This is a genomic window from Phaeobacter italicus, assembly GCF_001258055.1.
In the GTDB taxonomy this organism is placed as follows: domain Bacteria; phylum Pseudomonadota; class Alphaproteobacteria; order Rhodobacterales; family Rhodobacteraceae; genus Phaeobacter; species Phaeobacter italicus.
Genome location: NZ_CVRM01000032.1, coordinates 119,640 through 144,538, shown reverse-complemented (window position 1 = coordinate 144,538; position 24,899 = coordinate 119,640). Strand labels below are relative to the sequence as shown.

Annotated in this window: 24 protein-coding genes; 7 read left to right on the top strand and 17 right to left on the bottom strand. The window is 58.8% G+C overall.

What is annotated here, in order from left to right; all coding sequences use genetic code 11:
- Positions 1 to 33: 33 nt before the first annotated feature.
- Positions 34 to 528: a protein-export chaperone SecB gene (gene secB, locus NIT7645_RS14270; RefSeq protein ID WP_046211454.1), complete on the bottom strand. Its 495-nt coding sequence runs from the start codon at positions 526 to 528 to the stop codon at positions 34 to 36.
- Positions 529 to 591: 63 nt separating this feature from the next.
- Complete coding sequence (locus NIT7645_RS14265) at positions 592 to 1,098, bottom strand: FxsA family protein (protein ID WP_008560766.1); 507 nt, start codon at positions 1,096 to 1,098, stop codon at positions 592 to 594.
- 115 nt (positions 1,099 to 1,213) lie between these two features.
- Between NIT7645_RS14265 and NIT7645_RS14260 the strand changes: the two genes are divergently transcribed.
- From NIT7645_RS14260 to NIT7645_RS14250, 3 genes are read left to right on the top strand one after another with little or no spacing between them, the layout of a single operon-like run.
- Positions 1,214 to 1,870, top strand: a complete 657-nt coding sequence (locus NIT7645_RS14260; protein ID WP_037302619.1) for a Tim44/TimA family putative adaptor protein — start codon at positions 1,214 to 1,216, stop codon at positions 1,868 to 1,870.
- Complete coding sequence (gene mltA, locus NIT7645_RS14255; RefSeq protein ID WP_050687318.1) at positions 1,870 to 2,922, top strand: murein transglycosylase A; 1,053 nt, start codon at positions 1,870 to 1,872, stop codon at positions 2,920 to 2,922. Before NIT7645_RS14260 ends, mltA begins: the two co-directional genes overlap by 1 nt.
- Positions 2,922 to 3,524 (top strand): Smr/MutS family protein, encoded by a 603-nt coding sequence (locus tag NIT7645_RS14250; protein WP_008560714.1) that lies wholly within the window; start codon positions 2,922 to 2,924, stop codon positions 3,522 to 3,524. Before mltA ends, NIT7645_RS14250 begins: the two co-directional genes overlap by 1 nt.
- A gap of 2 nt (positions 3,525 to 3,526) precedes the next feature.
- Here NIT7645_RS14250 and NIT7645_RS14245 read toward each other — a convergent pair whose 3' ends face one another.
- The 4 genes from NIT7645_RS14245 to hslV form a co-directional block, all read right to left on the bottom strand.
- Positions 3,527 to 4,675 carry an alpha/beta hydrolase gene (locus tag NIT7645_RS14245; RefSeq protein ID WP_370728693.1) on the bottom strand — a complete coding sequence of 383 codons (1,149 nt, stop codon included), beginning with the start codon at positions 4,673 to 4,675 and terminating at the stop codon, positions 3,527 to 3,529.
- Positions 4,676 to 4,756: 81 nt separating this feature from the next.
- Complete coding sequence (gene hslU / locus NIT7645_RS14240) at positions 4,757 to 6,067, bottom strand: ATP-dependent protease ATPase subunit HslU (protein WP_008560331.1); 1,311 nt, start codon at positions 6,065 to 6,067, stop codon at positions 4,757 to 4,759.
- Between the two features lie 13 nt (positions 6,068 to 6,080).
- Entirely contained in the window at positions 6,081 to 7,151 is a 1,071-nt protein-coding gene (locus NIT7645_RS14235) for a hypothetical protein (RefSeq protein WP_050687315.1), read from the bottom strand.
- Between the two features lies 1 nt (position 7,152).
- Entirely contained in the window at positions 7,153 to 7,716 is a 564-nt protein-coding gene (gene hslV / locus NIT7645_RS14230; protein ID WP_008562653.1) for an ATP-dependent protease subunit HslV, read from the bottom strand.
- Positions 7,717 to 8,194: 478 nt separating this feature from the next.
- Between hslV and NIT7645_RS14225 the strand changes: the two genes are divergently transcribed.
- On the top strand, positions 8,195 to 8,389 hold the full coding sequence (locus tag NIT7645_RS14225; RefSeq protein ID WP_008562016.1) for a DUF1127 domain-containing protein: 195 nt from the start codon (positions 8,195 to 8,197) through the stop codon (positions 8,387 to 8,389).
- Between the two features lie 58 nt (positions 8,390 to 8,447).
- Here the strand turns inward: NIT7645_RS14225 and NIT7645_RS14220 are convergent, their stop codons facing one another.
- The 10 genes from NIT7645_RS14220 to regB form a co-directional block, all read right to left on the bottom strand.
- Positions 8,448 to 8,813 (bottom strand): Lin0512 family protein, encoded by a 366-nt coding sequence (locus NIT7645_RS14220; protein ID WP_008561089.1) that lies wholly within the window; start codon positions 8,811 to 8,813, stop codon positions 8,448 to 8,450.
- Complete coding sequence (locus NIT7645_RS14215) at positions 8,813 to 9,157, bottom strand: Lin0512 family protein (RefSeq protein WP_008559022.1); 345 nt, start codon at positions 9,155 to 9,157, stop codon at positions 8,813 to 8,815. The genes NIT7645_RS14220 and NIT7645_RS14215 overlap by 1 nt, the downstream gene beginning before the upstream one ends.
- A gap of 91 nt (positions 9,158 to 9,248) precedes the next feature.
- A complete protein-coding gene (trxA, locus tag NIT7645_RS14210; protein ID WP_008561412.1) occupies positions 9,249 to 9,569 on the bottom strand; it encodes a thioredoxin in 321 nt (106 codons plus the stop codon).
- A 61-nt stretch (positions 9,570 to 9,630) separates the two neighbouring features.
- Entirely contained in the window at positions 9,631 to 13,008 is a 3,378-nt protein-coding gene (gene addA, locus NIT7645_RS14205; RefSeq protein ID WP_050687313.1) for a double-strand break repair helicase AddA, read from the bottom strand.
- A complete protein-coding gene (gene addB / locus NIT7645_RS14200) occupies positions 13,005 to 15,938 on the bottom strand; it encodes a double-strand break repair protein AddB (RefSeq protein ID WP_008563107.1) in 2,934 nt (977 codons plus the stop codon). Before addB ends, addA begins: the two co-directional genes overlap by 4 nt.
- Entirely contained in the window at positions 15,928 to 16,596 is a 669-nt protein-coding gene (locus NIT7645_RS14195) for a nucleotidyltransferase family protein (protein WP_050687311.1), read from the bottom strand. Before NIT7645_RS14195 ends, addB begins: the two co-directional genes overlap by 11 nt.
- 14 nt (positions 16,597 to 16,610) lie before the next feature.
- Complete coding sequence (locus NIT7645_RS14190) at positions 16,611 to 17,618, bottom strand: aminoglycoside phosphotransferase family protein (protein WP_008563108.1); 1,008 nt, start codon at positions 17,616 to 17,618, stop codon at positions 16,611 to 16,613.
- A gap of 1 nt (position 17,619) precedes the next feature.
- Complete coding sequence (gene tsaE, locus NIT7645_RS14185; RefSeq protein WP_008562478.1) at positions 17,620 to 18,099, bottom strand: tRNA (adenosine(37)-N6)-threonylcarbamoyltransferase complex ATPase subunit type 1 TsaE; 480 nt, start codon at positions 18,097 to 18,099, stop codon at positions 17,620 to 17,622.
- Positions 18,100 to 18,210: 111 nt separating this feature from the next.
- Positions 18,211 to 19,761: a PAS-domain containing protein gene (locus tag NIT7645_RS14180; protein ID WP_037303019.1), complete on the bottom strand. Its 1,551-nt coding sequence runs from the start codon at positions 19,759 to 19,761 to the stop codon at positions 18,211 to 18,213.
- A 92-nt stretch (positions 19,762 to 19,853) separates the two neighbouring features.
- Entirely contained in the window at positions 19,854 to 21,251 is a 1,398-nt protein-coding gene (regB, locus tag NIT7645_RS14175) for a sensor histidine kinase RegB (RefSeq protein WP_008558935.1), read from the bottom strand.
- Between the two features lie 399 nt (positions 21,252 to 21,650).
- Between regB and NIT7645_RS14170 the strand changes: the two genes are divergently transcribed.
- From NIT7645_RS14170 to NIT7645_RS14160, 3 genes are all read left to right on the top strand, one after another.
- Positions 21,651 to 22,271, top strand: coding sequence for an SCO family protein (locus tag NIT7645_RS14170; protein ID WP_008562086.1), 621 nt, complete (start codon positions 21,651 to 21,653; stop codon positions 22,269 to 22,271).
- Between the two features lie 78 nt (positions 22,272 to 22,349).
- Positions 22,350 to 22,904, top strand: a complete 555-nt coding sequence (locus tag NIT7645_RS14165) for an ActR/PrrA/RegA family redox response regulator transcription factor (RefSeq protein WP_008561662.1) — start codon at positions 22,350 to 22,352, stop codon at positions 22,902 to 22,904.
- Between the two features lie 6 nt (positions 22,905 to 22,910).
- Entirely contained in the window at positions 22,911 to 24,125 is a 1,215-nt protein-coding gene (locus tag NIT7645_RS14160; RefSeq protein WP_008561090.1) for a glycosyltransferase family 61 protein, read from the top strand.
- A 7-nt stretch (positions 24,126 to 24,132) separates the two neighbouring features.
- Here the strand turns inward: NIT7645_RS14160 and NIT7645_RS14155 are convergent, their stop codons facing one another.
- Entirely contained in the window at positions 24,133 to 24,729 is a 597-nt protein-coding gene (locus NIT7645_RS14155) for an HD domain-containing protein (RefSeq protein ID WP_050674275.1), read from the bottom strand.
- Between the last annotated feature and the right edge of the window lie 170 nt (positions 24,730 to 24,899).

Below are 24,899 nucleotides of genomic sequence, written 5' to 3'. Positions count from 1 at the left end.
TTCAGCGGCGCTTTTTGTCGTCTTACGACCAGATTACTGCTGCGGCTGCTCTGCCGCGCTCGCCTGCTGGCGACGGGCCAGCTCGTTGCGATAGATCGCCACGAAATCGATGTTGTCCAGGTTAAGCGGCGGGAAGCCACCGTCGCGGGTCACGTCAGATACGATGCGACGCAGGAACGGGAAGAGCATGCGGGGGCATTCGATCAGCAGGAACGGATGCAGCTGGTCTTCGGGCACGCCGGCAATGTTGAAGATACCGACATATTCCAGTTCCAGAACAAACAGAACGACGGAGCCGTCTTTGCTCTTGGATTCAATGTTCAGCTTGGTGATGACTTCATACTGGTTTTCAACCGAACGCTTTTTCGCGTCGAGTGCAACCTGCACGCTGACGTCGGGCTGAACATCTGCACCAACGCCTTTTTGCGCCATCACGTTTTCAAACGACATATCGCGGATGAACTGACCCAGAACGCTCATCTGGACCTGTGGCTGCTGTACGCCTTCGGGTGCGCCGTTTTCGGCCATGAAGCTACTCCTAAAATAAGTTTCGCCTGTGCTTAGCAGCTTGGAGAGCGTATCTCAACGGTGTCAGCGTGGGCCATCGACCCAACCAGAAGGACCACTGCGGGGCCGTTCTGTATTGACCTCTTCATATTCACCATCAATCACATCTCCGCGGGGATCGCGGCGTCCGTCACCGGGATAGCTGCGTCCGTGCATTGTGCCCGGCCCCATCTGAAACTTGGCCACCGTCACCTTTGAACGCAGGTAACGATAGACCGACATGCGGACCTGCGGGATCAACAGGGCAAACCCGACCGCATCGGTGAAAAAGCCCGGCGTCAGCAGAAGCGCGCCGGCGACAAGGATCATGGCACCATGGGCCAGGGGCTCTGTCGGGTCATTCAGCTGTTCAAACGATGAACGCAGCTGGCCAAGGGCAAGCCGCCCCTGTGTCTTGACCAGCCAGGTTCCCAGAACAGCCGTCAGAACAACAATAGCCAATGTCGGCCAAAGACCAATGGCACCCCCCACCTGAATGAACAGTGCGATTTCGATGATGGGAACCATCAGGAAAGCGAGAAAAAGATACATGCGGGGTTTCCTTAGAACTTTTGCGGCAAGGTGGACTTGGCCCTGCCCGTCACCTACATAAGGTTGGAACGTCTTAGTTTCAAACGAAGCATGAACATCTACCGTAGAGGTCCGAATGGAGTCGCCTGTGATTCAGCTGTTGGTATTGGCGGGTATCGCCGTCTTTTTGATCCTGCGCCTGAAGAGCGTCCTGGGCACCCGTGAGGGGTTTGAGAAGCCGATCGCGCCGCCTGCCGAACGTCCGTCGAAACGGCCGGAGTTCGAAGTGATCGAGGGTGGTCCTGATCAGGACATCACCGATTACGTTCCCGAAGGTAGCGCGCAGGCCGAAGATCTGGCGGCAATGAAGAAAGTTGAGCCGTCGTTTCAGGTCCGTGACTTCGTGCAGGGCGCGCGCGGCGCCTATGAGATGATCCTGATGGCATTCGAGCGCGGCGAACTGGATGATATCCAGCCCTATCTTGCGCCCGACGTATTCGACAGCTTTGTCACCGCAGTTGCGCATCGTGAAGATCAGGGGCTGACCATTGAGGCCGATTTCATCGGCGTGCGTGAAACGACCCTGACCGATACCAGCTATGACTCTGTGACCGGAGAGGCCCAGATCACCATGCGGTTTGTTGCGGAGATGACTTCTGTTGTGCGCAATAGCGCCGGCGAGATCGTCGAGGGGGACCCCAAGGCCATCAAGCGCCAGAAGGATACATGGGTCTTTGGCCGCACCATGGGCAGCTCTGATCCGAACTGGTTCCTCGTCGCTACGGACGCGTGATGTTCGGGCTTTGGCGGGCACTCTGTGCGCTGGTCATCTCGACTGGCGCATATTTGTTTCCGCAGGGCGGAGCGGCAGAGACGACATATACGATGCTGTCATTTGATCAGCTTGATGGCTGGGAAGATGACAACCACGAGGCGGCCTTGGCCGCCTTTCTGCAGACGTGCCGTGACCTTGATGACCCGGATTGGCGTGCGTTGTGCGCTATGGCTGCTGCCCAAGAGACCACGGCGGCCAAGGGATTTTTCCAGCTGTTTTTCCGGCCTGTCCTGATCGAGGACGGCGCGCCCGCCCTGTTTACCGGCTATTTTGAACCTGAATTGTCAGGTGCCCGGCGCCCCAGCGCTCGCTATCGCTATCCGGTCTACCGCCTGCCGCCCGAAGCCCGCAAGGTCAGCCAGTGGCTCAGCAGACGAGAATTGCTGACCAGCGGCGTGATGGAAGGCAGAGGTCTGGAGATTGCTTGGGTTGATGACCCGGTTGAGCTGTTTTTCCTCCAAATTCAGGGATCTGGCCGTATTCGACTGCCTGATGGATCTTCAATTCGCGTCGGCTATGGCGGTGCAAATGGGCACGAGTATCGCTCTATTGGCACAGAGCTGGTCAGGCGCGGCATCTACAACATCCATCAGGTCAGCGCCGCTGTCATCAAACGGTGGGTCCGGCGCAACCCTGTCGCCGGCGAAGAACTGCTGATGCATAACCCGTCCTATGTGTTTTTCCGGGAGGTGAGCCGCGTTCCGGCTTCTGCGGGTCCCTTGGGGGCGATGAATCGCTCTGTGACAACACTGCGCAGTCTTGCTGTTGATCCGCGCTACACCCCCCTCGGAGCGCCAGTATGGCTCGAGAAGGATGGGGCCAAGCCAATGCGGCGCCTGATGATCGCTCAGGACACCGGGTCGGCCATCAAGGGAGCGCAGCGGGCCGATGTTTTCTTTGGGAGCGGAGATGAGGCTGGGATCGAAGCTGGTAAGCTGCGCGATCCGGGCCGCATGGTGGTTCTGCTGCCCATACAACGCGCATATGCTCTCTTGCCGGAGGATTACTGATGACCCGGCGCAAATTGACATCCGGTGAGATCGAGCTTTGGCATCGCGTCGCAAAGCAGACAGAGCGGCTCCATCCCGAGGCACGGCCATCGCCGGCGACCAATCCCCTGCCCAAACCCAAGCCGAAAAAATCGCCTCCCGTGCCGTCAGAGCGTTTCAAACCTGAGATGTTTGAATTGGGCGCCCACGCCAAGCCCAAGTCAGCCCGGCATGATCTGAAACCCACAGTGGCCAGCGGTTTGCGGGCTGCTCCGGTGCAGATGGATGGCAAGGCCTATCGCAAGATGACGCGTGGCAAATTGAAACCAGAGGGTAAACTGGATCTGCATGGTATGCGCGTAGACAGTGCACATCCTGCGCTGGTGCGGTTTGTCATGTCGGCTCACGCGTCGGGCAAGCGGTTGGTTCTGGTGATTACCGGCAAGGGTAAGGACCGTGATGAGCCGGGCCCCATGCCCGTTCCACGTGGTGTATTGCGCCATCAGGTGCCGCAATGGTTATCGCTGCCCCCGCTCGCCAACGTCGTGCTTCAGGTGACACCCGCCCATGTCAGCCACGGCGGTGGCGGTGCCTACTACGTCTACCTGCGTCGGCACCGCTGAATTCAGCGATTTTCAGAATTGTAGCTTGCCCACTGACTGCCCTTCTTCAAGGCTACTGAGGTCGCAGAAGAACCATGATCAATCACCAGTCGGCCCGGCAAAATCCGCTGCAACGGATTGGTTTCCCTGTCAAAGGCCGCCGCGCTCTGGCGGGCGGATTTCAGGATGGACAAAACTGCCGGCGAGGTCGCAGCAACAAAATGGCCAGATTCTGCCGTATCGGCGTAGTCGGTTGTATCAACCACCTGAATGGGCAGATCGGACACTTCCTCTAGGGAGGCGATATTGCCGAGCCGGCCGCGGTTATGGGTGCCACGCAGCCGTTGAGAGAGATTCAGCACGCCATCCTTTCGTGACACCATGACGATGAACGGCTCTGGCGGTGGGTCGATACGGTTCATCTGGCTACGAAACACCTCAACATCCAGATCGGGCGACATCAGCACAACCGCGCCAAGGGTTTTTTTGCTCCAGCCCGGTGTCTTGATTTCGATTTGGCGCAGGGTCTCCATGACCAGTTGCGATCCCATCGAGTGGGCCACTAGGACAATGCGGTTGGATTGACCGGGCCGCAGGTTTCTAAGCAGCTGTTCCAACCCATCACGGGCAAAGAGCACGCTGTCCCCGTCATAGGCGTAGCCGAGCGGATTGCCCTGGCTGGGCCATGAATAGATGATGGTCGCACCCGGTATGCCAATGTCGTTGCTAAGCTGCGCCGCACGAAATGCAGTTTCGGCTTGGGTGGAATTGAACCCGTGCACAAAGACGGTGATATCCCGTTCATTCGGTTTGTAATCCGCCAGCTCGCCGGCAACGCGGCGATTGAGGTCGCCCATGTTTGCCAGCATTTGCCGGCCTGCCATCGTGAATTCCGAGCTTGGATCCGGATTGGCATAGCCAAAATCCAACTGTCCCGGCTGGTGATCGGGGGGAATGGAAACGGTCAACTCCAGCAAATCCAGCCGGTCAGACCGCTCTGGCCCGTAGTTGCCATTTTCCAGTCGAACGCGGGTGGTGGCGGCGAAAATGGTCTTTGGTTGACCGATGTCCAGGGCTTCGGGGACGGTGGGGCTAAAGGACCGGTCCGTGCAGCCAGCCAGAATAAAAACCGCCATGAGACAACAGGAAATCGCGGGAGACAGACGCATCATGGCACCGTTCAATAAAAGAATGGCGGCAAGCTACTGATCGCTTGCCGCCATGTCCAGCTAGCACGGATTTGCCGGCGATGATCAGAGCACGTAGCGGCTCACATCGGCGGATTTCGTCAATTCGCCCAGGTTTTTGCGAACGAAATCCGCGTCGACTTTGATCTCCTCGCCGGCCCGGTCTGGGGCAGAAAAGGACAGTTCCTCAAATACGCGCTCAATCACGGTATAGAGCCGGCGGGCACCGATGTTTTCAACGGTTTGGTTCACTTCTGCCGCGATCTTGGCGAGAGAGGCGATCCCGTCTTTGGTGAAGCTGACAGTCACGTCTTCAGTGCCCAACAGGGCCGTGTACTGCAGCGTCAGCGCGTTGTCGGTTTCAGTCAGAATACGAACGAAATCGTCCTCGCTCAGCGCGCGCAGGTTGACACGGATTGGCAGGCGACCCTGCAGTTCGGGCAACAAATCAGATGGTTTGGCGATGTGGAAGGCGCCGGATGCGATGAACAGGATATGGTCGGTTTTGACGGGGCCATGCTTGGTCGAGACGGTGGTGCCTTCGATCAGAGGCAGCAGGTCGCGCTGCACGCCTTCGCGACTGACATCACCGCCCCGGGCATCCTGGCGCGCGCAGACCTTGTCGATCTCGTCGAGAAAGACAATGCCGTTCTGCTCGACCGATTCCAGAGCCGCCTTTGTCACGGTTTCATCATCCAGGAGCTTGTCAGCCTCTTCCCCGATGAGCACGTCATAGCTTTGTGCGACCGTCATTTTCTTGCGGGTGGTGCGCCCACCCATCGCTTTGCCGAACAGGTCGCCCAGGTTCATCATGCCCATGTTTCCACCAGGCTGTCCCGGAATTTCAAACATGCCACCCATCGGGTTGGACGTGTCAGTGATATCCAGCTCAATAACGGTATCGTCCAGCTCGCCGGCTTTCAGTTTTTTGCGGAACATCTCGCGGGTCGCATCACGGGCATCTTCGCCGGCGATGGCGGTCAGGACGCGGTCCTCGGCAGCAGTGCGCGCCTTGGCCTTAACATCCTCGCGCATGTGTTCACGCGTCTGCACGATGGCGACATCCACCAGGTCGCGGACAATCTGTTCAACATCGCGCCCGACATAGCCAACTTCGGTAAATTTTGTGGCCTCGACCTTGATGAAGGGCGCACGCGCCAGTTTTGCCAGCCGGCGAGAGATCTCGGTTTTACCAACACCGGTGGGCCCGATCATCAGGATGTTCTTGGGGTAGACCTCATCGCGCAGGTCGTCACCCAGTTGCTTGCGCCGCCAGCGGTTTCGCAGGGCAACGGCGACTGCACGCTTGGCATCGGTTTGCCCGATGATAAAGCGGTCCAGCTCCGAAACGATTTCGCGGGGGGTCAGATCAGTCATTTGATTTTCCATTTCAATGGGCGGGCGGAAGCCGATCCAGCGGCAACACCCGGGAAAGTGGAGAGAGAAGCAGGGCCCGGATCCGCGCCCAAAAGGCGCCGAGGATCACCAGGAACAGGCCCAGAATGAGAATGGTCATCGCCGCACCTTCGCCGTCAAAGACGGTTGCAGCCAAGGTTACGCTGTAGCCGATTGCTGCAATGAGAAATGACCTGCGGTCGATGATGATTGCCACAAGAGCAAAGGCAACAAGCACAGCCATCAGCATCATGTTTGCATCGGAGGTGCCGCGCTCAAGCAGGCTGAGTGCGATGGTGTTGACCAGTGCCGGCGCCGCCACCACGTGCAGCCAAAATCCCTGTGCAGACCGCCGTGTGACGCGGTGTGGATCGCTTAGATCAAACATCATCGCAACTGCGAAAACCGCGGCACCGACCAGTAGGGTGACCCAGGCAAACGGGCCGGATGCGGAGAACAGGAACAGATCCGCAAACCCATCCGGGCTGCCGGCCTGCTGTGCTGCCAGCATCAGGGCAATCGCAAAAACACCCAGCGCCATCAGCGCCATCGCAAAAGGCACGCGGAACCGCAACCAGAACACCCCGATGGTCGCGGTGGTCAGGGCCATCGGCAAAGGCAGGCTGGAATAGTCGTTTTGCATCAGCATGAAGACCTGAGAGAACTCGGCCGTCATCCCGATCGAAGCGTTGATCGTCCATAGGATAGATAGTGCAATCGCAGGCGCCACCATTCGCCGGCGACGAATGAAATACTCACTCAACACCCACAGGATTGCCGCGCCGATCAGGGACCACATCGTGGCCTTTTCCAACACGCCCCCCAAATTGCCAGCAACGGAGAGACCAGTCACCGCCCCCCATCCGGTGGCGAGAATGATCAGCCCGATCACGATGAAGATTTCATTGAAGCCGCGGAACAGCTCAAACGGTTCATCTCCGGGTGCCAGGTTCTCTCGCGCGCCGTGGCGGCTATGTGCCAAAGCAGTCAGCGACGCGGCTTGCGCCTCGCTCAGCAGGCCAGAGCCAACAGCCGCGCGAATATCATCCTGGGTGATCTGGCTCATCTCAGTCCTTTCGGCTGATACTTTCGACGGTCAGGCGGCCGTTGGTATAAACGCAGATATCGGCGGCAATGGCCATTGCATCGCGGGCCACGGTCTCGGCGTCGCGGTCACTGTCCATCATGCCCCGCGCCGCAGCCAGGGCAAAGTTGCCACCGGATCCGATAGCGGCCACGTTGTGTTCGGGTTCCAGCACGTCGCCGGCCCCAGTGATAACAAACATATCGCTGCCGTCGGTCACGATCAGCATCGCTTCCAGTTTTTGCAGGTATTTATCGGTGCGCCAGTCTTTGGCGAGTTCCACACTGGCCCGGGCTAGCTGCCCTGGTGTGGCTTCCAGTTTGGCCTCCAGTCGTTCCAGCAGGGTAAACGCATCGGCGGTCGAGCCGGCAAACCCAACCACAACATCAAACCCGCCGGGGGACAGGCGACGTACCTTGCGGGCTGTTCCCTTGATCACCGTTTGGCCCAGGGACACCTGACCGTCGCCGGCGATGACGACCTCATCGCCCTTTTTCACGCCGATGATGGTTGTGCCATGCCAACCTGGGAATTGATCGTCTGCCATCGTGTTCTCCTTGTTTGCAGGCCTATATGGGCACTTGGCTTTTCCACCTCAAGCGGGTGCTATCCGTTGGGGGTGGCGGGGATCAAGGCAATAGCCGTGAAATCGGCATCAATGTGCAGGGGATTTCGTTGTTCTTGTCGGAAAATGGATTGGTTGCCCGGGCATCAATGTGGCTGCCATGTTCTGGCTGCAACGAAAGGTCGAAATCACGTCGCCCATGATGGCGGTCCGAACTCTCCGTCGATGTCCCGTCGATGGCAACGAAACGGAAAGACCACCTGAAAACCAGCCTTTCGACAGAAAAACGGTCTGATTTCGCGGGATTTGCCCCAAATCTGGGCGAGCTGCCCAAAAAATGGGCCATGCATAAACTGCAATACGGGGCTGTCGAACCGGCAATTGTGAGACTCAGCCCGCCATCCTAAATGAAGCTCACAACCGACACGGGGTCGGCTGGTTCTCATTAAGGAATGCGCCAATGGCTACCACCGCAAACATCCATGCGCCGCTCGGAGCAGTCACCGTACTCCGCCTGGTGGATGCAGTCTACAACGTCAAATCTTCTTTCCTGGCATGGAAAGAAGCGCGCGAAACCCGCACCGCTCTGTCCGTTCTGACGGACACCCAGCTGGAAGACATCGGTCTGACCCGCGCGGATATCGCAAAACTCTGAGAGCTGTCTCTCACCCAATGATGATTTGGCCGCTCGTTCAGGGCGGCTTTTTCTTTTTTCAGCGGTCGCTGAGGCGATAATTGGCCGCCTGATCCGGTAGCCAGGCCTCGACTGCAGCAGTGGCAACAACATGTTTGCTGTCTGCTCCGTCGTGAACGTCCAGACCGCCAAGGACAGCCCGGACAGTTGCGCGTCCGCGGGGCAAATCAGCTGCAACCAGATCACAATCCACTTGATCCGGCTGTTGAACGCCAATGGTCACGTCTACCCGCATTTCGCTGTGATCAATGCCGAGTTTGGCGAACAGGGTGATTGAGGAATGATGCAGTGCGTCCTGCACGGCGCGGCGGGCAGCTTTGGTATAGTCCTGACCATACAGGTCATTGCCGGTGCCCATTTCCAGAATAATACGTTTTTCAGCCATCAGACCGGCTCCATATCAAAGGAAACAATGATTGCGGCGTTGGCGATCACTGTCTGACCTCCACCTTCCTTGGTGATATCCAATCCACCCTTGGTGACGTGGATTTCGGGCTGCCCATAGGGAAAAATCTCTAGCAGCGCGTCGCGATCTACCGCGTCGGGATCCTGCACCCCAACTTCGGCGCGGATCTGCATCGCATCTTTCGGAAAATCAAACAGCTCTGCCACGTTTACAGAGTTGTGCCAGAGCGCATCCCTGATCGCCCGTTTCGCAGCCTCGGTATAGTCCCGGCGCCGCAGCGACGTGCCCATCCCGAACTCGACCAGAACCCGTGTTTGCGCCATATATCCCCTCCCTCGTTTCTTTTCAGGCTTATGAACGGAAAAGGCGCCCCTCTGGGACGCCTTTCCTATGTTTCAATCCGGCCTTGGCGGATCAGATGGATTCGTCGATCCAGCTCTGCAGCGCGGCTTTGGGGGCTGCGCCGGAGCGGTTGGATACAACCTGACCGTCCTTGAAGATGAACAGCGCCGGAATGCCGCGCACGCCCATGGCAGCAGCAGAGTTCGGGTTGCTGTCAACGTCAACCTTGGCAATCTTCACCTTGTCGCCGTATTCGGCTGCCAGCTCTTCCAGAGCCGGGCCAATCTGCTTGCAGGGGCCGCACCATTCGGCCCAGAAGTCGACCACAACGGGGACTGCGGAATTTTTCACTTCGGCGTCGAAGGTATCATCGGTTACGGCAACGGTGGACATTGGAATGTCTCCATAGAGTGTGGCAGTTGGGGTCAGAACCTATGAACGGCTTAACAGATCGTCAAGGTATCTGGCGTCGTTCAAGTGCGGATGACACAAGATCGTGTGGAAGCCACATCAACGATGCTGTGCGCGTCCACAAAAGCCCGGTTTCGATGCGATGGTCGGGGTATAATTGCGCCAGGGCATGGGCATAGGCGCCCATCTGACGCAACAGTCCCTCGGGGCATTTTTGCGGCGACGCGGGCACTGTTGCGTTGGATTTGAAATCGATGGCTCGCACCGTTTCATTCGTGATGATCAGCCGGTCAATCACCCCGTGCAACCGCGCGCCATTGAGATCGGCGGAAATCGCAACCTCGGCAAGGGTGTCGCCGGCGAAAATGTGGGACAACTCTGGTGCGGTCAGGACGGCCGTGGCTTCGGCCACAAGATCATCTGTCTCTTCGTGGCCGGCCAGAAGGTTGCGCGCGATCTCTGGCCAGGTTGTGCGGTCTGCGATTTGGGGCAGGTGTTCGAGCAACAGGTGCAGCCGTGTTCCGCGGGCTTTTGCGGCCTCCTCATCCTGACCCAGATCCCCAGGGAGCGCCTTGGCTCCACCAAGATCAGATGGGCTGAGGGTCGCAACCGGTGCCACGTAGGCCGGAGGCTGTTTCAAAAAGACATCGGGCAATTCCGGTGTAACGACTTCGACCGGTGGCTCGCTATGAAATGGCAACCCATCCCAATCACCATGCTGCAAACGCAGGCCGGTGCCATGGCCGGTGTCGTACTCCTGAGCGCCTGCCTCTTGCAGGGCTCGCTCGACCATCTGATACCAACTGTCACCATCTTTGGACAGCTCGCCGGCAGATGCAACGATCAGCCATTTTTCCGCCCGTGTCAGAGCCACATACAGCAGCCGCAACCGCTCGTTGCGCTGTTTGTCCTGGGCATGATCGCGAGCGGCTTGCATCACTTGCGGCATCTGTGCGCTGGGCAGTTTCCAAACAGGCCCGCCCTCGGCCCGCATGATTTCCTCATCTCGGGGAGGACGCCGTTTCGCGGTGTCGGGCAGGATCACAATGGGCGCTTCCAGTCCTTTCGATCCATGAACCGACATCACGCGGATCATATTGCCCGCCGCCCCCATCTGCCGTTTGATTTCCAGATCATCGGTCTGCATCCAGACCAGAAACCCTGTGAGGCTCGGGATATCACTGCGCTCGTAGGCGAGGGCCTGGCTGAGCAGGGCGTTGATGCCATCCTCGGCTTCTGGTCCCAAACGACCGAGCAGGCGCTGGCGACCGCCATGACGGGTCAGGATGCGCTCGATGAGATCATAGGGCCGCAGGAAATCGGTCTGACCGCGCAGATCATCCAGAATTGCCATCGTGTCGGGGAATTCATCTGCGCGGTCTCGCAGGGCTTTCCACAAATGACTGCCCCCGTCTCGGCGGTGGGCGAGATCGAACAGCATCTGTTCGGTCCAGCCAAACAGCGGCGATTTGAGCGCGGCAGCCAGCGACAGGGAATCTTCTGGTGTAGAAAGAAAGGACAGAACCGCCGCCAAATCCTTGACCGCGAGCTCTGCCCCAACCTTCAGACGGTCGGCGCCGGCGATCGGCAGGCGCGCAGCCTTGCAGGCGCGAATGATCTCCGAAAACAGCTCTGACCGGCGTTGCACAAGGATGAGAAAATCCCCCGGTTGAACCGGACGCCTGCGAAAGCTACCCCGCTCTGGGCCATCTTCGGGGATTGTGACCTTGGTATCGATCATGTCCTTGATCGATGCGGCGATACGTTCCGCGAGAATGACGGTATGGTGACGTGCACCAGGGCGGTCGACAGGATCTGTCCAGTCGCGTTCCTCCTCGGTGTCGACTTTCTCAACCACTGGCCAAAGATCGACGCGGCCTGGCAGTTCTGCCTTGAATGCGCGGTGTAGGGCATCCTTGTGAAAACCTGCCGCTTCGCTGTCCTTGAAAACCAGGTCGACCAGACGAAGGACCGCGGCAGAAGAGCGGAACGAAAACTCAAGCGCGGCATTTTGCAGACCTGCACCTGTTTCGTCGAGACGGGTGGAGAATTCGGCCTGCATCCGATCAAAGGCGTCGGGATCCGCGCCCTGAAAGGAATAGATTGACTGTTTCTTGTCACCCACCACGAAAATGGTGCGCTCGACCTCTGATCGCGCGCCCTCGCCGGCGGTGAATTCCTGCGCAAGTTTTTCAACCACGTCCCATTGGACCGGGCTGGTGTCCTGCGCCTCGTCCACCAGAATATGGTCGATCCCACCATCCAGACGATACAGCACCCAGGCGGCAACGGCCGGATCATTCAGAAGCTGCCGCGCCTTCAGGATCAGATCGTCGAAATCCAGCCATCCGCGAAGTTGCTTGCGCCGCTCATATTCCGGAAGGAATGCCGCAGCGAACCGGTGCAGGATCTCCGACTTTTCTACGGCAACGAGAGCCAAGCGCAGGGCGCGGGCCGCTTCGACCCGCCGCATCAAAGGCTCAAGCTGGTCCATCAGCTCCACATTGGCTTCGCGCAGCTTTTTGGTTGGAAAGCCGTTGATCTTTGCGGTGAACGGTTCCTTGGCGCTTGCGCCTGTCAGAAAGACCGATTCCAGAACCGGCAAATCTGCAAGAGTAGGCTCTTTGATCTGGGACAGCTTCTCTGCCGCCTTGCCGTCATTCGCGCCCCCCTGCAGCAGCATCGCGCGGGTGCGGGCCAGCAGATCTGCCTCTCCTCCGAGAAAGACCAACTGTTCCAGTGCGGTGCGGTCGAAATCGGCGGGTAGACCAAACAACCGCAAAAGGCCGCTACGATCCAGCGGCGTCTCAAAGTCGGCCCGGCGCTGGCAGATCGCGGCTGTCAGCGTATCAAAGTCGCTGTCTGTCACGACCCGCGCCAGCTGTGCGATCAGTTTTGCTTCTTCGGCATATCGGTCATCACCCTGGGCGAAGTCCTCGACTATTTCCGCCCGCAACAGCATCGCGGCCCGGTCTTCCATCTCTGAAAACTGCGGACTGACCCCTGCCTCAAGCGGGAAACGGCGCAGCAGGGAGGCGCAAAATGAATGGATGGTTTGAATTTTCAGACCACCGGGGGTTTCGATCGCGCGGGCAAACAGAGTGCGGGCCTGCGCCATGCCTTCGGGTGAAATGATCGCCCCCTCGCCCAGTTCTGTCAGCGCAGAAGTGAGCGCGTCATCGCCCAGCATCGCCCATTCACCCAGCCGTTTGAACAGGCGGTTCTGCATCTCGCTTGCTGCGGCCTTGGTATAGGTAAGGCACAGGATGTGCTGTGGCTGAACCCCTCGCAGCAGCAACCGGGCCACCCGGTCGGTCAGTACCTTTGTCTTGCCGGAACCGGCATTCGCAGCCAGCCAGGTAGAGGCATCCGGACGCGCAGCGCGAAACTGCGCCTCTGATGCGGCATCGCGGGCGGTCATGTCAGTGTCTCCGGGTTTGCTGGGGCGCTGCGATCCCATTCGCCGTAGCGGGCAAGGTGGTCGTAGTCACCAATTTGAGAATCCTGAAACACCATGCGGCGACTGCTATAGCCTTGCTCAGGTTCAAAATAGGCGCCGATCAGTTTGCTCAACTCTTCCCAAACCTTTGCCGGTGGTTCGTCCTGCAGGGGGGCGGGAACCTCTTTCAGCGGGGCCTTGAGCCCGAGAAAAAGCGCACGCTCCACCCTGCCCTCTCCATAGGTTTCAAAGGCACCGTGTTCGGCCATGGCGGCTTCGATCAGCAGCTGTTTCTCAAAGGCCTTTTGTTGGTTTTCAGACGGCGGGTCGCCGGTTTTATAGTCAAACAGATGCAACCCGCCCCGTTCGTCGACGTCGATCCGGTCTGCCGTACCCGCAATTTCGAAATCATGCGGTGTGACACGCACCTTACCGGATACTTCAAATCCAGATGGGCGCGCGCGGGCCTGGCGGTTGCGTTCGCCGGCAATGAAATCCTCTGCGATGCGTTCAAGCCGGGCCTGCCACAGGGCGCGTGCGACGGGCCAAGGCACTTGTGCCTCCAGTTGTTCGGCTGCGCAGGTCAGGAAATGGTCCACCGTCAGGGTTTTGGGATCTTCTAACGTGCCTTTGACAAAATCTTCGAGGATCTTGTGCAACACGATGCCGCGCAACAGGGCGTCGGGTTCCTGAACCAGCGGGTCCAGAGGACGCAGGCGCAGCACATGTTTGGCGTAAATTGCGTATGGATCCCGGATCAACCTAGGGATCTCGGTAATCGTCAACCGTTTGGGTCTCGCCGCAATCGGTGGCCGCGGCGCAGGGCGCTGGGCTGGGGCGAGCGGCTTTGGGGCCTCCAGGGCTTCGGCGCGGCCAAGCCACATCTGACCCCGCGCTTTCATTGCAGACAAGGCGCCTGGCCCGCCCTGATCCGGCAGACCAGACAAAAGGTTTGTCATCCGGTTCAGCCAACGGGACGGAACAGTGTCTGCCTCATCTGTGCGTTCTGCCCGTGTCAGCCAGACCTCTGGCGCGGCAATCGCCTGTTGGAAGTCATGCGCTGACAATCCGATCCGTCGCTCTGGCAGCAGAAGTCCTGCCTTGTGGCGCAGCTGACGGTTCAGCCACGGATCAGGGGCGGCGGCTTCGGGCCAGGTGCCTTCGTTCAGACCGCCAAGGATAACCAGGTCGGCCCCTTGAACACGCGCTTCAAGCGTCCCCCAGATCAGGATGGAGCCGTAGGGAGCATCCCGGTCCCTGACCTCTCCCTGAGACAGCAAAGCCCGCAGGAGGTCAGCGAAATCGCGGGCTGTCATGGCGCCACCATACGGCGCCTCTGCCTGCAGGTTTTCGATGACTTTCAATGCCTCGCGACCAGCCTTCTTGTCCCAAAGCCCGCCTGCTTCGGCGGGCTGGCTGCCCTTGCTGATGGTCTCTGCCAGGTCACGCAACTGGCTGACCCATTCACTCAGATGACGTTCGCCCTGAGTGGTTTTGTCGGCAAAACAGCTGGCCAGCCAGTCGGTCCAACCGGGCATAAGATCCCGACCCACGGCAAAGGCCGCAAAGCTGTCGTGGTCGGGAAATGGAGGACCATAGCGGCGCAGGCGCAGTTCCAGATCGCGGGTGTGGCGCAGATGATCGCCCCGCCCTGCCCCGTCGTGGCATAGCGGATGTTTGAGCAACGTCAGCAAAGCGTCAGTCTGAAGAGGTTTGCAGAAAAGTTCTGCCACATGGCGAAGGAAACGGCCGGGCGGGGAAAGCTGCAGCGGCTGACCCGCGGAATCGTCAGGAAGGATGTCCCAGCGATCCAGCGCCGCAGACACCTGCCGGGTCAGCATCCGATCTGGTGTGATAAGGGCGGCAGTCTGTCCATCCTCTGCCGCCTGACGCAGCCGCAACGCAATCGCGAGCGCCTCGGCACGCGGCCCCGGTGCCTCAACCAGCGTGATTTCGGAAGTGGCACTGTCGATATCGCGCAGCTGTGGGCCCTCGCGCATCCAGGCATCGGTTACCGGCGCTGGGCGCAACGCCAGCGAAACCAGACGATTGCGTGGCGTCGAAGCGGGGTTGGCGTCTGTCCAGCGTCGAACGTCACGCGGCCCCATTTCAAGATCCTGCATCAGTTTGAAAAACCGATACTGCGGATGGTCCTCTGAACTCAGCGCATCGCTTAGGGTTTGCCAGACATGATCGGGCTGATCCTCGTCGAATCCGGGCAACACCACGGCCCCCTGGGGTAGTTTGGCGATCGCCTCCATCAGCAACAGCGTCGTGCCCCTGGATCCGGTCGAACCAGCAAGGATGATCGGATGTTGCGGTGGTGTTTCGTCCCATTCCGCGATCAGGTCCAGAACGGCCTGCCGCTGGCGTTCCTGCGGGTCCATCGCGTTTTCGTGGGTGGTGGCAAAGTCATCTGCAATGGCGATGAACTGCTGCGCGCGCGCCCAATGTCCAGACATGTCCGAAACATCAAGCGCGCGAATGGTGTCTGTGCTGACCCCCTCGCCCTGCATCTCGTCAAACAGCGCTGCAAGGCTGTCAGACAGATCGTATAGCGATGATCGAGCCGCCAGATCAGGTTGCGCTTCTAGCAGCTTGGCAACCAGTTGTGACAATTCCAGCCGGCGCCGCAGCGGCGGCAATGCAGGTGGCAGGCCCCGCAGAGTGGCGCGCAAATCGAGATCGGTGAGCAGCGAAATCTTTGGCAGCAATACCGAAGGCCCGCGATCAAACAGATCCCGCACGCGACGTGCCATGCGGGAGGTGTTCACGATCAGCTCGGCTTTCGCCAGCGCTTCGGGGGGCTGTCCGGATGCGCGCTCGATCATTCCCTGAACAAGCGCGCGGGGAAAATCGACACCGCAGGGAACGGAAAACAGACGCGGTGTGTCCTGCGGCTCAAATTGCATCTTGGGCCATCAGCTCCTCTGCCTGTGCGATCCCTTCTGGTGTGCCGACATCACACCAGAACCCAGGGTATTCCATGGCGTAGAGCCTGTTTTTTGCAGCCATCTTGTCCCACAGGAGGTTCAGGGAAAACGCCGCATCCTCAATATCGTGCAACCCGTCTGTCCGCAGGATCTGAACACCGCCATAGACAAGTTCGCCCCCTCGCCCAACCCGGCCCTCGGCATCTGTGTGAAAGTCGCCGTTGCCTTTCCGTCCGACAGTTCGAGAAAGCGGAACGCAGGCCAAAAGCGCATCCATCCGGTCTGGATCCCAGTTCTGTGTCAGCAGTGTCAGCGGATTTGGTCCCTTCCAGATGACGTCTGGGTTGACCGTGAAAACGGGGTCACGTCCCAACATCGGGAGGGCGTTGCGCATACCACCGCCGGTGTCGAGAATGTCGGGGTGTTCGTGGCTGATTGCGACGTCCTGACCGCCAAGATGCTGATGCAGAACCTCTGCCTTGTAGTGCGTGTTGATGACGATGGTTTGCGGCGAGACAGCGCGCGCCAGATCCAGAGCATGATCGATCAGCGGCACGCCAGCCACAGGGATCATCGGCTTTGGGCGGTCTGCTGTCAGGTGGCGCATCCGCGTGCCAAACCCGGCGGCAAAGATCATGACAGATGGATTTGTCATGTGCTTTGGCCACGCAGGCGGCTTAGGACGTCTGGCGTCGGGGTTGGCATTTCCCGCAGCAGGAAATCCGCCAACGGGGCCATCGCCGGATGGTCGAGCCCCCGGCGGAAATGGTCCCAGACACGGGGGATCAGATCGACATATTGTGGCTTGCCATAGTCGCTGCCGAGGCGCGCGAACACGCCAAGAATTCGCAGGTTCCGCTGAACGCCAAGCACGGTATAGGCAGCGCGAAAGCTGCTGTCGTCAACGCCTGTCGCAGCGATGTAGCGGTCAATCATTTGCATCTCGACAACGGCAGGCACATCGCGGCGCGCGTCCTGCAACATGGAGACGAGATCATAGGCGCGATGCCCTGCGCGCGCGGCCTGAAAGTCGAGAAGCCCCACCCGCGCGACGCCTTCGCGTTCTGGCAGCCAAAGCAGATTTTCAGCGTGATAGTCTCGCTGAACCAACACTGTATCCCCTTTGACGGTACTGCGCAGAATGTCTTCGAACTGATCTGTGAAACGGGTCAAAAGTTCCGGCGCGGGTTCTTCCAGGATCACGTCCCGATATTTTGCAAATGCAAGGCTCGACAATTCTGCCATCAGGCGTGCACCCAATGGCTCCAGTTCGGGCAGCGGTGCGTTGTGCAGCGTGACGAGAACATCAGTAGCAGCCTCGTAAAGCGGTCTTTCTTTCTCCGGCTCTCGCTCCATCACGCGGGCAAAAAGATCATCGCCAAGATCCTCGATCATGAGAAAGCCGTTTTCGCGGTCTTCCGCCAGGATCTCAGGCGCGCTTAGTCCTTGCGCGCGCAGGTAGGTGGCAATCTGGATAAAGGGAATGACGTCCTCACCCTTGTCCGGCGGGGCATCCATGAGGACAACACTGTTGCCCTGGTCATTTCGCAGCCGTTCATAGCGCCGATTAGAGGCATCACCGGCGAGTGGAGCACGATGCCAATCTTGCCAGGGAGAGGCGGACAGAAAATTGGTGATGAGTGTGGCACGATCAGTCATGTCAGCTCTTGGCAATTTGTTGCATCAGGGAGGTCCAGCGGGGATCAGTCCACCGCAAAGTCGCAAATCTGCCTTCCAGCGCGTCCTGATCCAGTTCAAGCGAAATATGGAGCGCTGAAGGCGGTGTCAGCTCGGCCAGTTTGTCGGGCCATTCGATGAGACAAATCGCTGTTTCCAAAGCAGAAGTTAGGCCCAGCTCTTCGATCTCATCCAGAGAGGACAACCGATATAGGTCGGCATGCCACAGCTCGGCCTGTGGCAGGTCGTAGGTCTGTATCAATGTGAACGTAGGAGAGGGGACATCCTCAGGCACGGGCATCTGTGATTGGATCAGGCTGCGGGCAAAATGGGTTTTGCCGGCCCCGATCACACCCTCAAGAAGCAGGCAATCGCCAGCCGTCAGGTGCTGACCGATTTCGGCTGCAAGTGCGGCGGTCACATCAGGTGAGGGAAGGGGGATCTGAAGGGAATGGGCTGTCATGATGCGACAATGCCGCCCCGCGCCGGGCGCTGCAAGCTGGAACGAAAAAAGGCCCGGCAGTGCCGGGCCTTAATAAGCGGGGATTGGCTGTTATCCCCGTCGGAAGAGAGCCTATTTGTCCTGTTTGGCGATGGCAAAGCGTTGCTGATCGGCTGGCGCTGGCGCAGGTTCGGGAGAACGGAAGCTGACCATGGTTGCACCGTTCTGGATGGCGCTGACCTTGCAGACGAGCGGCGTGCCGTTGCGCAGCTGGACATTGGCCCACCAGGGGGTGCGTCCATCGCCACCAGCAACGAAGTCACGGATCTCACCCCATGCCGGCGTTGCTGCGCACATGTTCTGCCAGACACGGCTGGAGTCCATGATGGTGACCTTGGCAAAGCTGGCGTCGGGATCCATCTGCCACAGTTCGTGATAGGCCGCGTTCGAGAATGTCATGCTGCCGTCGTTTGCGAAAACGGCGATGGCGTCGTCCATCTGGTCCATGATCGATTGACCCATCTCCAGCTCGGACCGGAACTGACGCGTGAGGGTGATTTCGGCGGTGATGTCTTCAAAAAGGAAGGCGATTGCACCATCGGGGTGGGGGCGGCCGGACACGGAATAGACAGACCCTGAAGGAAGCGACCATGTTTCCTGATAGCGCCCTTCGGATGCGGCCTCCAGCAGGTCGGCCATCTGATGGCGCCAGCTGGAATAGTTCTTTGGCTCGGGCATCATGCGCTGATCGCGCAGGCGGTCAAAGAAGGTCATCATGTTCGGGCGCGAGCTGAGGAAATTCGCGGGCAGGGCGGTCAGGTCGATCAAAACCGGGTTGAACAGCACCAGCTGACGATTGCGGTCAAAGATCGCAAGACCGATGGATAGCTGGGCGAATGTCTTGGCCAGCGTCTGAACAAAGTTGCGCTGCGCGATCTCGGCGTCGACCACGGCATTCACGTCAACAGCGTGACACAGCCAGCCGGATTCCGTCTCCGTGGTCGAAATATTGTACCAGAGCTTCTTTTTGCTGTCGGGCAGAGGAATAGAGATGCGCTCGGGTTTGCCGCTTGCCATCGGATCATCAAGATCGGTGAACAGGGGTTCCGAGAAATCGACGTTGCGGCCACGGATCTTCTGGCTCAGATCGTCATAGGCGAGGTTTGACCAGGTAACGGCACCATCGTCTGATTGCAGCCAGACGGGGTAGGGCGCCTGATGCACCGCAGAGCGCAACGTGGTCAGTTCCTGATCGATAGAGTGGTTCTGCTCTTGGGTGTTGCTGCTGCGCAGCTGGACGCGCGTCACACCGTCGATCCATTCACACAGGGCTTCGCGGCTTTCTGCGTTTGCCGTGCCGGACAGAACCAGCGGCCCCACATCCTTCAGGAAACCGGGAGACTGGGGAAGGCCGGGATAGCTGCGTGCGAGTTGGTCGCGCAGGTTGGCCCAGCTGAAATTTTCGGCCTGTTCGCCAATGAAGCGGCGTGCGCCAGAGGACCAGCCGATCAATGTGGTGTCATCAAACAGAAAGACGGCGTCGGATTGTCCGTCGCCTTGCAGCAGATCCTGTTCAAACCCTTTGGGTTTGGGATTGGGTGTCAGCCACCAGACAGCCGCAGCCGCGGTCGCCGCACAGAGTGTTGCCAGTACCAGCCAGTCGATCGAAAGGAGTTCCTGCATGATGTTCATAACCCGCTCGTGTGTCGCTCTCTTGGCCAGTTTGTCCCGATAATGGTTAAATGAAGTTTAATTGGTTTCCCAAAAGTGAATATCTAAATTTCTATACGTTTATTTTCCCCGATGGGAACGGCATTTTCGCCGGTGATCGCATCAATCTTGGACCGTGGCCATTTCACCCTAACAACTGCGCCTCTGCGTTCGGGGTCGCGCATGATGTTCTGGTTGGGGTCCGTGCCGTTGGTAAAGCTCAGCTGGGCACCGCTGCGTTCCAGAAGGGTCTTTGCAATGAACAGACCAAGGCCCATGCCTTCGTATTCAGGGCGCTGTTTGCGGTCGCTGTCGCTGCGCCGTCGCCGCACGAACGGATCCCCGATGCGGCCCAAAAGATGCGAGGGATAGCCGCGCCCGTCATCGCTGATGATGAGGGTGATGGTATCGTCGTTCCATGTCGCATCTATCCATACCGTGCTGCGGGCAAAATCCACCGCGTTCTGCACGAGATTGCGCAGCCCATGAATGATCTCGGGTTGGCGCAGGATGGTCGGATGCAGCGGATTGCCGTCCTTTGCCGGACCTTCTTCGAATAGGACGGTTTTGCCGCGATACATATGAGGCTCTGCAGCCTCATTTATGACGGTGGACAACGGGGCCTGCCGCAGGTGCAAGTCATCCTTTCCGGCACGGCCCATGCTTCGCAGGATATCGCGGCAGCGATCCGCCTGTTCGCGGATCAGCGCTGCATCCTCCTTCAGATCGGGCCTATCATCCAGTTCATCGATCAACTCTGCACTGGCCAGTTTAATGGTCGCCAAGGGCGTTCCCAGTTCATGCGCGGCTGCGGCCACCACGCCACCCAGGTCGGTGAGTTTCTGTTCACGCGAGAGTGCCATCTGGGTCGCGGCAAGCGCATCGGACATGGATCTGATTTCTGCGCTGATGCGATAGGAGTAGGCGCCAATAAACAGAACGGCGATGACGATGGCAGTCCAATTTCCAAACACAAAGATATCCGGCACCCGCAACATGAAACCCTGCGAGGTGCGCAGTGGCAGGTGGAATTCAGCCAGCAGCGTAACCAGGATGATCGCTGTCGCGCCGATGATCAGCGTGGATCGCAGCCGCATCATGGAGGCAGAGATCGTCACCGGCCCCAAAACCAGGAGCGCAAACGGATTGTTCAGGCCGCCGGTGAGGTAAAGAAGGAAGTTCAGCTGCAGCAGGTCAAAGAGAACCATCAGAAAATTCTCGAACTCTGACAGGCGTTTGTTTTGGGGAAACAGGATGATGGCGATCAGATTGCCCAGAACGGAAATGCCGATTGCGATGTAGCACAACACCAGTTCCAGCTGCAGATTGTACAGGCGCTGGGCCACGGTGATTGCGGTGATTTGCCCGACAATGGCAACCCAACGCAGCAGGATAAGGGTGCGCAGGCGGATCCAGTGGCTTCGTTCCTGACCGCTCAGCAAATTGATGTTTGTCGGGCTCATGTCCTACTCCGCTGCTGGTCTTACCATGACCGTTTTGGGCGTTCCTGTCATCTGCCGGGCTGTCACAGCTTACCCCGCGCCACAAGCGGGAATGTTGCCGACCAATTGAGGCTGGAAAGCGCAGCTACACAGACATTTGATCTGCATCGCCCGGCAAGAGGCAGACGTGAATTTTCCTGCGTTTTCCGACCTCTCTGCAAGAGGCATATGTCGTATGTACCTTTCCTGCGCTGTTTTGTCCGTCTGGCATTTGGTCGATGGACTGGGGTAGCAGAGGCATCGACGGCGACAGACCAGCTACGTTGGACAAGTGCGATTGCATCCCCTCAGATTGCTGATAGGTCTGGCGCAGAACACAGTTCGCAATACCGATTGATGCCCTTAGAAAAGGTGTGCCCGATGAACCCGATTATCCCAGCCGCTGCCGTAGTCGCCGTTGCCGCCACCCTTGGGGCAACCTGGTTCGTGACGCGGGGCGGGTCAGACAGCGATGCATTTGCACAGTGCCGCAGCAGCCAGATTGCGGGCGGCGCGGACACAATTGGCGGACCTTTTGAACTTCTGAATGCGAAGGGCGAGACCGTTACCGACAAGGATGTGATCACCAAGCCGTCTCTGGTATATTTTGGCTATACCTTCTGCCCGGATGTGTGCCCGCTGGATGTGTCACGCAACGCGGAAACCATCGACGTGCTGGATGAGCGTGGCTACGACGTGACGCCGGTCTTTATTTCTGTAGATCCAGCGCGAGACACACCAGAGGTGGTTGGGGATTTTGCCGCCAACCTGCACGAACGGATGATCGGCCTGACCGGATCCGACGAACAGGTGCGTGCGGCGAGCAAGGCCTACAAGACATATTTCAAACGTCACGAAGATGACGGTGACTACTATCTCGTGGATCATTCGACCTTCACCTATCTGGTGTTGCCAGAGCAGGGGTTTGTTGAGTTTTTCCGCCGAGACGAGACACCGGAACAGATTGCCGACAAGGTTGGCTGCTTTGTCGACAACATCTGAGTGCCCTGAAGATTTGACGTTTCCCTGCCGAGACGTAATATCTTCTTTAACCTGAAGTCAGTGCAGGAGACCGACAGAATGGGCGAAGCTGCTTTGCAGGAGATTGGACCGGACAAAACACTGTTGCTGGTCGATGATGATGAGCCCTTTCTGCGGCGGTTGGCAAAGGCGATGGAAAAACGTGGTTTCGAAGTGGAAACCGCCGGTTCCGTTGCCGCAGGCAGCGCTATTGCAACGGCACGTCCACCGGCCTTTGCTGTTGTTGATCTCCGGCTTGAAGATGGCAATGGGCTGGATGTTGTCGAAATCCTGCGAGAGCGTCGCCCGGATAGCCGTGTCGTCGTTCTGACCGGCTATGGCGCCATCGCAACCGCTGTGGCAGCGGTGAAAATCGGAGCGACAGATTACCTGTCCAAGCCTGCAGATGCCCAGGACATCATGAATGCCCTTCTCGCCAATGAGGAAGAGCTGCCGCCACCACCGGAAAACCCGATGAGCGCGGACCGGGTGCGTTGGGAACATATTCAGCGTGTTTACGAACTGTGTGATCGCAACGTTTCGGAAACGGCCCGGCGCCTGAACATGCACCGCCGGACGTTGCAGCGCATCCTGGCCAAACGCAGCCCAAAGTAGTCCGCCGTGCGCGCACCTGGCGGCGGCTCTGCGCCTGATATCGATCCAACTGGTCCTGATAGCCAGCCGCTGCCACAAGGCGGCTGGTCCGAGGAAATCGTGACCCTTGCTGATGCGATTGCGGTTCCGCCCACAGACAGTGCCTTGGTGCAAAAGGCAGGTCTGCTCTATTCAGATGGCAGTTATTGCGCACATGGGGCGCTGTGGCGCAAACACCGGCCGATCACCATCGCGCCGGATGCGCCGGACAGCATCAACCAAACTCTGACAGGACGGTGGCTATGGGGCGGGGTGCTTTGGGCGCATTTTGGCCATTTCCTCGTGGAAAGCAGCGCGCGCCTCTGGGCTCTGGCACATCTGAAATCGCAGGTCGACGGTGTTCTGTTCATCCCGAAACGGCCTGACGTCGGCGAGGAAACCCGCGGGTTTCAGCGAGAGTTTCTGCGCCTGATGGCGGGTGATCTGCCAATGCGCGCTGTTGCTGAACCGACGCGGGTGGAGGAATTGGTCGTTCCCGGGCAGGGGTTTGGCCTCGGCAAGATCACCGCTGGGACACCGCGCTTTCGCAATGCGATCCACAGCCGATTTGCACGAGAGATCCGCCCGGATGGACCCGAAAAGATCTATATCTCCCGCTCGCGGTTGGGTTTGCGAAAGGGCGGTCTTTTGGGAGAGGAGCAGCTGGAGGCGCTTCTGGTGCGCGAAGGCTATGAGATCTACCACCCGCAGGAGCATTCGCTGTCAGACCAGCTGGCACGCTACAAGGCCGCAAAATACGTTGTCGCCGCTGACGGGTCTGCGTTGCATCTATTTGCGATGGTGGGGCGCCCGGATCAGAAAGTTGCGATGGTCTTGCGACGCCAATCCGGAGCAAACAACCTTCTGGCGGCCAATGTGGCCAGCTTTTGCAAGAACCAGCCGCTTGTGATTGGTGGTCTGCGAACCGAGTGGGTGCCCGTCAGCAAGCCCAAGTCCAGCAGGCTCAGCTTTGGTGAATTGAACCATTCGGTTATCGGTAAGGCCCTGACAGAGGCGGGTTTCGTCCAAAACGGCATAGAATGGCCCACGCTGAGCGAAGAAGAGCGTGCCCAAATCCTTGCTGACAAGGGCCTGACAGGCCGCAACGCATTCATCGAGTCGCCGGAGTTCAAGAAAAAGCGTGTTCGCGCGATGCGGCAGGCCCGCCGGGCCGAGCGTGAAGCGCGCCAAGACGTGGACTAGGACAGGGTCAGAGCTGGGCCAGCAGCTCTTCATGGCGGGCAACAAAATCCTGTCTGACCTCTACGGGCGGACGCAGATGGATGCTCAATCCGTCGATGATATCTGGGTTCGGTTTGCCAAAGAGCCGGTTTGCCTCGGTCACTGAAAAGCCGGCAATTTGGGTGGCTTCCATCCACGCACTGACCTTATCGGCCTTCTTGATCTGCGCCTTTACCGTTTTCGGAAGCGCCGCTGGCAGCCCAAAGCGGATGTGAATCGCTGCGGTCAATCGTTGATCCAGTTCGCCGTATCCGGCGCCAACGGCATTTTTGACCGGCGAAATCATATCCCCGATCACATATTCCGGCGCATCATGCAGCAGGGCCGCGAGCTGCCAGGCGACAGGCGCTTTGGGCTGCATACGGGTGAACAGCGTTTCCACCAACAGGGAGTGTTCTGCCACGGAGTAGGCGAAATCCCCCTTGGTTTGCCCGTTCCAGCGCGCCACGAACGCAAGCCCATGCGCAATGTCGTCGATTTCCACATCGACGGGGGTCGGGTCCAGCAGATCCAAACGACGACCAGAGAGCATCCGTTGCCATGCGCGAGGGGGGGTGGGGGGCATGATCTGTCCCTTTCTGTCACGATCACCTTGTGAGTAGCGGACCAGAGAAGGTGGTGCAATCTCAGGATCTGAACAGGAAGGTTGGGCGGCCAAATATCGGGCAAGCACACGATTGGGCCACGAACAGTTGAGAGGGGTTTATTTGAAAAACACCGGCTCTGACCCCATAT